This window comes from Myxococcus sp. XM-1-1-1 (assembly GCF_020037095.1).
Lineage (GTDB): Bacteria > Myxococcota > Myxococcia > Myxococcales > Myxococcaceae > Myxococcus > Myxococcus fulvus.
The window spans coordinates 298,959-308,151 of the sequence record NZ_JAIQDH010000011.1 but is presented as its reverse complement, the minus strand read 5'-3'; the positions used below and the strand labels follow the sequence as shown (position 1 = coordinate 308,151).

Sequence of the window (9,193 nt, the reverse complement as noted above, 5' to 3'; positions counted from 1 at the left end):
GCACCTCGCAGTGCTCCGTCAACGCCACCTGCTCCAACACCCAGGGCAGCTACAACTGCACCTGCAAGGCGGGCTACTCCGGCAACGGTCGCACCTGCAACGACATCAACGAGTGCACCAACGGCACCTCGCAGTGCTCCGTCAACGCCACCTGCTCCAACACCCAGGGCAGCTACAACTGCACCTGCAAGGCGGGCTACACGGGCAACGGCCGCACCTGCACGGACATCAACGAGTGCACCAACGGCACGCACACGTGCACGCCCGGGCAGCGGTGCGTGAACCAGCCGGGCGGCTTCGACTGCATCCCGGGCAGCTGCCCGCCGCCGCAGGTGAAGTGCGGCTCCTCGTGCGTGAACGCGAACACCGACCCGGCGAACTGCGGCTGCTGCGGCAACACGTGCGGCGCGGGGAAGACGTGCACCAACGGCGTCTGCGGGGCTCGCGCGCCCCTGGGCACGCCCCTGGGCGTCACGGCGAGCTGGGAGCGGGCGCAGGACCAGGACCTCATCGTGCGCACGCCCAACGGCGAGCTGCTCGCGTACGGCCCCGCCAAGGCGGGCGCGCTGGCCCCGTCCGGCCCGGAGGGCACGCCCCCGAGCGGCACCTACTTCATCTGCCTGAAGAGCACGAGCTTCGAGGCGTCCCCCACGGACGACACGCCCGTGCCCTACTCGCTCACCGTGAAGCGCCAGGGCCAGGCCGACCACGTGCTGCGCGGCGTGTTCCTCGGCGCCGACGCGGATTCCCTGTGCGGCGCGGACCACCCGTCCCTCATCGAGGCCATCACCTACCCCTGAGGCCGTGCCTGGATGACCTCCGGGCGCGCGGGCCGACAGCTCGCCGCGCGTCTGGAGGACACCGGCTCCGTCACCCGTCGTGACGGGGCCTCGCGGGCGCCCGGTGGCTCATCGCCGCCGGGCCTCGCGGAACACCTCGGTGAGGCGCAGCATCTCCGCCTCCACCGTCGGAGTGGTGGCATCCCCGAGCCGGGGCGTGGTGACGACGAACAGGCCCTTGCCGCCGTCCACCCACTCCACGCGCTCCGGTGGCAGCCGCGCGAGCACCGCGCGGTCGAACTGCTCGACGTGCCCCTTGCCCAGGAAATTCGCCCAGAAGACGCCCGCGAACAGGGGCCGCAGCGTCACCGCGGAGTCGTACTCGCCGGTCTCCAGCGCCTCGTAGCGCGCCAGGGGATGGATGGCGGCGAACTCCGTGGTGTCGGGCGAGTGGGCCGCGTGGAAGGCGGCGAGCAGGAGCGCGGAGCCCGCCTCGTCCTCGTACGCCGCGCCGTCGAACTGGAAGACGAAGGTGTTGAGCCCCGCCACCCGCCCCTCGTCGGCGACGAAGCGCGAGATGCCCACCGTGAGCGTCCACGGCGAAGGCGTGCTCCCCCAGGCCTTGAGGAACGGGTGCTTCTCCTTCTTCGGAATCTCCGCCATCACCCGCGCGCCCACGCCAGGCCCCTGGAGCTTCACCGCGCGGCGCGTGGCGTCCTCGTCCCAGCCGCACACCCCCTCCACCGTCCCCACCAGCCCCGCCTCGGCGAGCGCGTCGATGAAGGCCGCTGGCGCGCGCCGGTCATTCCAGTCATGGTGCTGCGAGCTGGCGGTCCACTTCACCTCGGCCATGGCGTGTCCTCGCTAGAGCTTCGTCAGCACGTTGGGCTGCTTCACATACCAGACGGTGATGCCGCGCGCCTTGAGCGCCGAGTTCAGCTTCGCGGCCTCCTCGGTCGGGAACAGGTAGTTCAGCGACTTCACCTCGGCGCCGGAGCTGTTGCCCTTCGTGCCGAGGAAGGAGAGGTAGTCGTCCACCTGGCCGGGCGGCACCTTGTCGGTGAGCTGGTGCTTGACCTCCCACAGCTCGCCCTTGTCCGCGAAGAAGCGGTCCGCGGTGCGGCGCTTGCCTCCGGGGACGGTGAAGGTCTCGCGCGTGAAGGCCTTGCCGGCGAACTCCTGCAGGTGGGTGCGCGCGAAGGCCTCGAACATGGGGCCCTTGAGGGCGGCGCCCTGGCGCGGGTCCGCCTTCACCACCGCCTCCACGATTTTGTTGAACGCGCCGATGTCTCCACCCGTCTTCGACGGCACCACCAGCGTGAGGTAGCGGGTGAACGTCTGATACGCCGTCTTCGGGTTGAGCTTGTCCGCGTCGGTCATGAAGTCGACCAGCTTCGCCAGGTCCAGGTCCGTCAGGTCCGCCTTGCGGATGAGCTCCATCAGCGCCGGGTACTCGTCGAGGTACTTCTTGATCTTCCCGATGTTCAAATCCTTGGGCAGCGCGACGAGCACGCTCTCCGGCGTGGTGAGCTTCTTCGCGCCGGTGGCGCCCTTGGCGGCCAGCTCCGCCAGGTACTTCTGGATGGCGCCCAGGTCCACCTTGCACGGCGAGGCGCAGCCCAGCACGCGCGCCTTGGCCACGTCGCTCAGCTCGCTGAAGCGCTCGATGGCCCACTGGGGCAGCCGCTTGAGCCGCTCGAGCGCCTCCGCGGAGAGGTTCTGCAGGAGGTGGCCGGGCACCTTGAGCACCCGCACGGCCCAGTCGCGCGCCGTGGTGAGCGCCTTCATGCCCTTGCGCAGGGACTCGGCCTCCTTGAGCCCCTTGGCGGCCTCTCCGGCCTTCTCCAGGAACTTCGCCGCGCGCGGCATCTTGGCGAGGAACTGGGCGAACTTGCCCGCCTTGCCCGCGCCCTTGAGCGCCGTGAGCGCGCCGCCGCTGAAGAACAGCATCACGATCTCCGCCAGCGCGTAGCCGGTAATCCAGCCCCGGAAGTGCCAGCGCTTGAGGAGGCTCGGGTCGTTCCACTTCTTGTCCAGCGCGTCGAGCCCCGCGGACACCAGCTGCTTGAAGTCGAGCTTGGACAGGTCGCTGAAGAAGCCCCGGATGTCGGAGAGCAGGTTGCCGGTGACCAGGCTCCACACCAGCTTGCCCGCGAGCTTCGCCAGGTCCACCAGGCCCACCAGCGTGTCCCAGAGCGACTCGAGCACGCCGTGCAGCAGCCCCGCCACGAAGGCGATGGAGCCGGCCAGGAACTCACCGATGGCGGTGATGACGTTCTTGACCTTCTGGTAGGCCTCGTAGGTGATGGAGCCCGAGGAGACCTGGCCCTTGAGCGTCTTGGCGAACTCGACGCCCGGTATCCATATCTGCGAGCCCGCGTGCGTCTGGGTGGTGTCCCAGTCCCCCTCCGGGTCCGGCTTGAAGATGCCCTTGCGGCCGCGCTCCGCGTTGACGAACACCAGCACGTTGACGAAGAAGCGCTCGTCCTGGCCCCACTTCGTCGCGTCGGACTTGTAGAAGCGTTTGACGATGTCGAGCGCCGTCTCGCCGGACGCGATGCGGTACAGCCTCGCCTCCGGGTCGGGCATGTCCACGGTGACATGCGACTTGGCCACGTAGCCGAAGCGGCCATCCACCAGCATCACGAAGTACCAGCCGCCGGACTGCTCGCGGCTGACGAACATGCGGGTGTTCTGCGGGAGCCGCTCCAGCGGGGCCGAGCCGGTGTCGGGCGAGGCGCGCAGGTTGACGCCCTCCTCGGCGGCGACGAGCCCGTTCTTGTTGACGGGGGTGCCCGACTGGGTCGGCGGCACGTCCGACGTCGTCTGGGTGGGCGGAGGCGTGGGAGGCGCCGGCGGTGAGGGCACCGTGTACTTCGACGCGGGCGCGGGAGAGAAATCCCGGGCCACGCCCAGGCGGTGGCGCCCGGGCTCGCGCGTCGCGCCGTCCGCCATCACCGCGTCCGCCATGGACTCGGCCTCGCGCTCGGAGGCATCCCCCGGGGAGGTCACCGACAGCCCCCCGGTGGCGAAGCGGGCCAGCCGGGCGCCGGAGGTGGCGCGGCCTCCGGTCTGCTGCAGCACGTGCGTCAGCTCATGCGCGAGCAGCCGACGTCCCGCGTGGGTGGACGGTGAGTACGCGCCCTCCTGGAAGGCGATGTCGCTGCCCACCGTGTACGCGCGAGCCTGGAGCGCGCGCGCCGAGTCCGCCGCCCTCGCGTCGGTGTGGATGCGCACGCCCCCCAGGTCCTGGCCGAAGCGCGGCTCGAAGAAGGCGCGCGCGGAGGACTCCAGGGGCTGCCCGGAGCCAAGCCCGCGGGCGACGTGCGCGGACACATTCTCGGAAGGCTCCGCGCTGGAGACACCGGGCTGCGCGGCCCGGGCCACCTCCTCCTTCTTCTTGTCGCAGGACGAGCAGGAGCAGGAGCCCCCCGCGCACGCGACGCGCTGCACGCTGGGGGTGAGCGGGAGCCGGCTGAAGTCGAACCGGACGCCCGGCGCCGTGGCTCCGGGCTCGGCCACGGCGTGCGCCGAGACCGCCTGCCTCGCGACCGACGCGAGCGGACGCGACGCGGGGGTGGCGCCCCGTGTCTCGGACGAATGACTCGCATGAACCCGAGCCGCACTGCGTCGCATGGCTCCCCCCTGGTCTGGAGGCGCGAGTGTACGCGAGGGCGCGTCACATCGACGAGGGACACAGCGGGCTACATCTGGACCTCCGCGTCGCATCGGAGCGGGACGTCAAGAATGGCCTCGACGTCTACATTCACCCACGGTCCGCATTTCTTTGAGCGCACGTGCGGGTTCATGGTCGGCTCCCGCGCGCAAACCTCATCCAAGGAGTGGTCGACCATGAAGCGCATCCTGACGCTCGTGCTCTCCGTCTTCGCCCTGGGCTGCTCGGGGTCCGTGGGCGAGCGGTTCTGCAAGCCCAATAGCCAGGCGTGCAATTGAGGTCGGCCGCGTAGCACGCGGCAACCCCAGTCATCGCGGCCTCAGGGCCCCCGGCGGCGCGGCAGCCACACCTTGAAGCAGGTGCCGCGCTCGTTGGAGAACACCTCGATGCTGCCGCCATGTCCCAGGACGATCTGCCGGGAGATGTAGAGGCCCAGGCCGATGCTGCCCTGGCCGGCGCGCGCCTCCGGCCCGCGGCGATAGGGCTCGAACAGCGTGGGCAGCAGCCCCGCCGCGATGGGCCTGCCCACGTTGTGGACCTCCAGGAGCACACCGTCCCCGGCCTCGCGCAGGTGGACGCGGACACACGAGTCCGGAGCGCTGTGCTGGAGCGCGTTGCCCACCAGGTTGGAGACCACCTGGGCCAGCCGGTCCGCGTCCGCCTCCAGCCGCCCGTCCCCCCGCAGCTCCACCTGGATGTCGCGCCGCGGGTGCGCGAGCAGCACCTCGTCCACCACCTTGCGCGCCAGCACATGCAGGTCCATGGCGCACGGCCGGATGGGGATGCGCTCCCCCGCTCTCGCCTGGGTGAAGTCCAGCAGGTCTCGAATCAAGCGCGAGGCCCGCTGCGTCGCCTCCATGATGCGCTCCAGCCCCTTCACGCCCCCCTCCGGCAGGGTGTCCTTGCGCAACAACGACGTCGCCGTCAGCTGGATGGCATGCAAGGGGTTGCGCAAGTCATGGCTGACGATGGCCACCACGTCCTCGCGCACGCGCACCGCGTCCCGGGCCTCGCGGTACAGCCGCGCGTTCTCGATGGCCACCGCCGCGCGGTCCGCCACGCCCCGGGCCAGCTCCACCAGCGCCTCCATCTCCAGCGAGTCATGCGGCCGCGTCCACACCAGGTGGATGAGCCCGAGCGCGCGCCCGCGTGACACCACGGGCACGAGCGCCGCGGAGCGCGCCCCCAGCGCCTCCAGCAAGGCCCGGTGCGCCGCGTCGCTGGAGACCGAGTCGAGGAACCGGGAGGTCACCTCCGGCACGACGATGGGCTGCGCCAACGCCAGCGCTCGCGCCAGCGGGCCGTCCTCCTCCGTCCAGGGCGCGAACGCCAGGAGCTTCCGGATGAGGTCCTGTCGCTCGGGCTCCCTCGCGGCCGCCTCCTGTCGGACGAGCCGGCCGCTCGCCTCCAGCAGGTCCACCACGCAGTAGTCGGAGACGTGCTCCACGACCAGGCCCGCGAAGGCGCCCAGCGTGGTCTCCAGGTCCAACGAGCCCGCGAGCACCCGCCCCGCCTCCAGCAGGAAGTCCCTCGCCGTCTCGCTCTGCTTCTTCGCGGTGATGTCGCGCGCCACGTTGGCGAACCCGCGCAAGCGGCCCGCCTCGTCGCGCACGGCGGCGATGTCCAGGTCCGCCCAGAAGCACGAGCCGTCCCGCCGCTTTCGTCGCAGCTCTCCCCGGAAGTGACCGCCGTCCGCCACTTCGCGCAGCAGCCGCTGGGGCTCTCCCCGGGTCACCTGCTCCTCGGGCGCGAAGAGCGCGTAGTGCCGCCCGAGCACCTCCTGCTCCTGCCATCCGGTGAGCCGCTCGGCGCCCGCGTTCCAGCTCACCACGCGGCCCTCCGGGTCCAGCAGGAGGATGGCGTAGTCCTCCACCGCGTCCATCAACAGGCGGAAGCGCTCCTCGCTCTCGCGCAGCGCCTCGTGGGTGCGGCGCGCGTCGGTGATGTCCGTGGAGATGCCGCAGATGATGGGCCCCTCCGCGCCCACGGTGGGCAGCGGGAACTTCATCGCGAACCAGGTGCGCACGCCCTGGACGCCGGGGATGTGCTCATCCTCCGTCACGGGCCGAAGCGACTGTCGCACCCGCTCGTCGTGCTCCCGGTTGCGCCGCGCCACGGCGGCGGGGAACAGGTCGAAGTCCGTCTTGCCGAGCACGCTGGAGCGCGACCTCCCCAGCGCCTCCTCGAAGCTCCGGTTGACCAGCACGAAGCGCCCTTGCGCGTCCTTGGCGAAGATGACCGGAGGCGCGTGGTCGATGATGGCCTGCAGCCACCCCTCGCTCCTCGATGCCACCGTGCTCGACGCCAGGCGCCCCACCGCGTCCGTGCTCGCCGCATGGAAGACCGCGGCCAGCATGCGCTGCTGTCGCGGCGTGGCCGTCACCCCCGCCTCCTCCATCAGCTCGAGCAGGCAGTCGTGCAGCAGGCCGTACTCCTGGACGACCCCGCAGGCCTCCAGGCCGTGGCAGGCATGCCAGCGCTCCGCCTGTCCGGCTCGCAAGTCCCGGAGCACCTCGGCCGAGGGAGGGAGCGCGTCGTCCTGGAGCGCCCGGGCGAGCGCCGCCAGGAGCACCGGCAGCACCTCCTCGAGCCCGCTCTGGACGAGCCCGGCTCGCTCGCGTCGAAGCCCATGACGCGTCCGCAGGACGGGCCCCCACCGCGCCAGCAAGCCTCCCCATGAGAGGGAGACATCCTCCTCGAGCGCCAAGGCTCGGCTCCTTTCCGGCCGACGGACGCGGACGGTGACGCCCCGGGCAGCCCCTCGTTCCGCTCACGCGCCCCACGTCGCGTCTGCCTCCCGGTTTGACGGTGGGGCTCGTCACGACTCCGCGCATGGGCGGCAAGGTACTCCTCCCGGGTGGGCCGACTGGCCGGTCCCACTGCCGGGTCCTGCGTCCAACCCTTCACGGGAAGAGGTGCCAGGAGAGAGGCGCCTCGTTAAGAAGGCCGCCATGACGCCACTCGCCGACCTCTTCCCGACCGAAGCGCAGCTCCCCTCCAGCGTGCGGCTCCCGCCCTATCTCGAGCAGCGGGAGTACCTGGTGGGTGGCGAGCTGAAGACCTGGGAGGGAGACCTCAGCCCCGTGCGAAGCCCCGTCTTCCTCCGCACGCCCGAGGGGCTCCAGCAGCGCGTGCTCGGGGCCACGCCGCAGCTCACCTCGAAAGAGTCGCTCGCCGCGCTCGCCGCGGCGGTGAAGGCGTACGACTCGGGCCGGGGCGTGTGGCCGACGATGAAGGTGGCGGAGCGCATCGAGGCGGTGGAGCGCTTCCTCGTGGCCATGCGCGCCCAGCGCGCCACGGTGGTCAACCTGTTGATGTGGGAGATTGGCAAGACGCAGCCGGACTCGGAGAAGGAGTTCGACCGCACCGTCGACCTCATCGTGGAGACGGTGCGCGCGCTGAAGGAGCTGGACCGCACCTCGTCCCGCTTCGTGCAGGACCAGGGCATCATGGCGCAGATTCGCCGGGCCCCCATGGGGGTGGCGCTGTGCATGGGGCCATACAACTACCCGCTCAACGAGACCTTCAGCACGCTGTTCCCCGCGCTGCTGATGGGCAACACGGTGGTCTTCAAGCCGGCGAAGTTCGGCGTGCTGCTCATCCGGCCGCTGCTGGAGGCGTTCCGCGACTGCTTCCCTCCGGGCGTCATCAACATCATCTACGGCAAGGGCCGCGAGACGGTGGGCGCGCTGATGGAGAGCGGGCAGGTGGACCTGTTCGCCTTCATCGGCACCCACCGGGGCGCCAGCGAGCTGAAGCGGATGCATCCCCGGCCGCACCGGCTCAAGTCGGTGCTCGGGCTGGACGCGAAGAACCCGGCCATCATCCTGGAGGATGCGGACCTGGATAACGCGGTGAAGGAGTGCATCATCGGCGCGCTCTCCTTCAACGGCCAGCGCTGCACGGCGCTCAAGCTGCTCGTGGTGCACCGGAGCATCGCGGAGGTGTTCCTGAAGAAGCTCACCGCCGCGGTGGACGCGCTCAAGCCCGGCATGCCGTGGGAGCCGGGCGTGGCCATCACCCCCCTGCCGGAGCCCGGCAAGGCGGACTACCTGCAAGGCCTGGTGGACGACGCCGTGGCCAAGGGCGCGCGCGTGGTGAACGCCACCGGAGGTCAGTCGTCGCACTCGTTCTTCGCGCCCGCGGTGGTGTACCCGGTGACCAGGGACATGCGGCTGTCGAGCGAGGAGCAGTTCGGCCCCGTGGTGCCGGTGATGGTGTTCGACCGGGACGAGGAGGTCATCCAGCTCGTGGTGGAGTCCCAGTTCGGCCAGCAGCTCAGCCTGTTCGGCCAGGACCCGGCGCGCATCGGCCGGTTCATCGACGCGTTCTCGAACCAGGTGGGCCGCATCAACCTCAACTGCCAGTGCCAGCGAGGGCCGGACACGTTCCCCTTCAACGGCCGCAAGGACTCCGCCGAGGGCACGCTGTCCGTCGCGGACGCGCTGCGCGTGTTCTCCATCCGCACGCTCGTCGCCACCAAGACGACGCCGGCCAACACCCACCTGGTGCAATCCATCCTCACCCGGCGGGAGTCGGACTTCCTGACGACGGACTTCCTGTTCTGACCCTGGGGTTTCCCCTGGGTCTGGTTGAACTCGTTGCCCACCCGCGCGCGTCATCGTTCGACGCAAGCGCGTCTCGAAGCAACGCCCGAGGCCCAGGGGATGTGGCGGGGCCCACCTCTTCCGGGAGGTTGGCACCTCTCCCCTCCCGGGCCCCTTCCTTGCAGTAGCCC

The 9,193-nt window shown here is 70.6% G+C and carries 5 protein-coding genes; 2 read left to right on the top strand and 3 right to left on the bottom strand.

Translation table 11 applies throughout. The features are described from left to right. The coding region (locus K8640_RS22890; protein ID WP_305070674.1) for an EGF domain-containing protein at nt 1-800 on the top strand (800 nt) is incomplete at its 5' end. A 108-nt stretch (nt 801-908) separates the two neighbouring features. Here K8640_RS22890 and K8640_RS22885 read toward each other — a convergent pair. The 3 genes from K8640_RS22885 to K8640_RS22875 all read right to left on the bottom strand — a co-directional run bounded on the left by K8640_RS22885 (nt 909) and on the right by K8640_RS22875 (nt 7,162). Continuing rightward, the gene (locus tag K8640_RS22885) at nt 909-1,631 is read right to left on the bottom strand and encodes a hypothetical protein (RefSeq protein WP_223748973.1); all 723 of its coding nucleotides are present in this window, start codon (nt 1,629-1,631) and stop codon (nt 909-911) included. 12 nt (nt 1,632-1,643) lie between these two features. Continuing rightward, on the bottom strand, nt 1,644-4,301 hold the full coding sequence (locus tag K8640_RS22880) for a DUF4157 domain-containing protein (protein WP_223748972.1): 2,658 nt from the start codon (nt 4,299-4,301) through the stop codon (nt 1,644-1,646). A 473-nt stretch (nt 4,302-4,774) separates the two neighbouring features. Beyond that, nucleotides 4,775-7,162 carry a PAS domain S-box protein gene (locus tag K8640_RS22875; protein ID WP_223748971.1) on the bottom strand — a complete coding sequence of 796 codons (2,388 nt, stop codon included), beginning with the start codon at nt 7,160-7,162 and terminating at the stop codon, nt 4,775-4,777. Between the two features lie 244 nt (nt 7,163-7,406). Between K8640_RS22875 and K8640_RS22870 the strand changes: the two genes are divergently transcribed. After that, nucleotides 7,407-9,023: an NADP-dependent glyceraldehyde-3-phosphate dehydrogenase gene (locus K8640_RS22870; protein ID WP_223748970.1), complete on the top strand. Its 1,617-nt coding sequence runs from the start codon at nt 7,407-7,409 to the stop codon at nt 9,021-9,023. Nucleotides 9,024-9,193: the final 170 nt, after the last annotated feature.

What these genes read in the sequence shown, in the direction of transcription:
- K8640_RS22885 (WP_223748973.1), bottom strand. Translation starts at nt 1,631, where the DNA reads ATGGCCGAGGTGAAGTGGACCGCCAGCTCGCAGCACCATGACTGGAAT.
- K8640_RS22870 (WP_223748970.1), top strand. Translation starts at nt 7,407, where the DNA reads ATGACGCCACTCGCCGACCTCTTCCCGACCGAAGCGCAGCTCCCCTCC.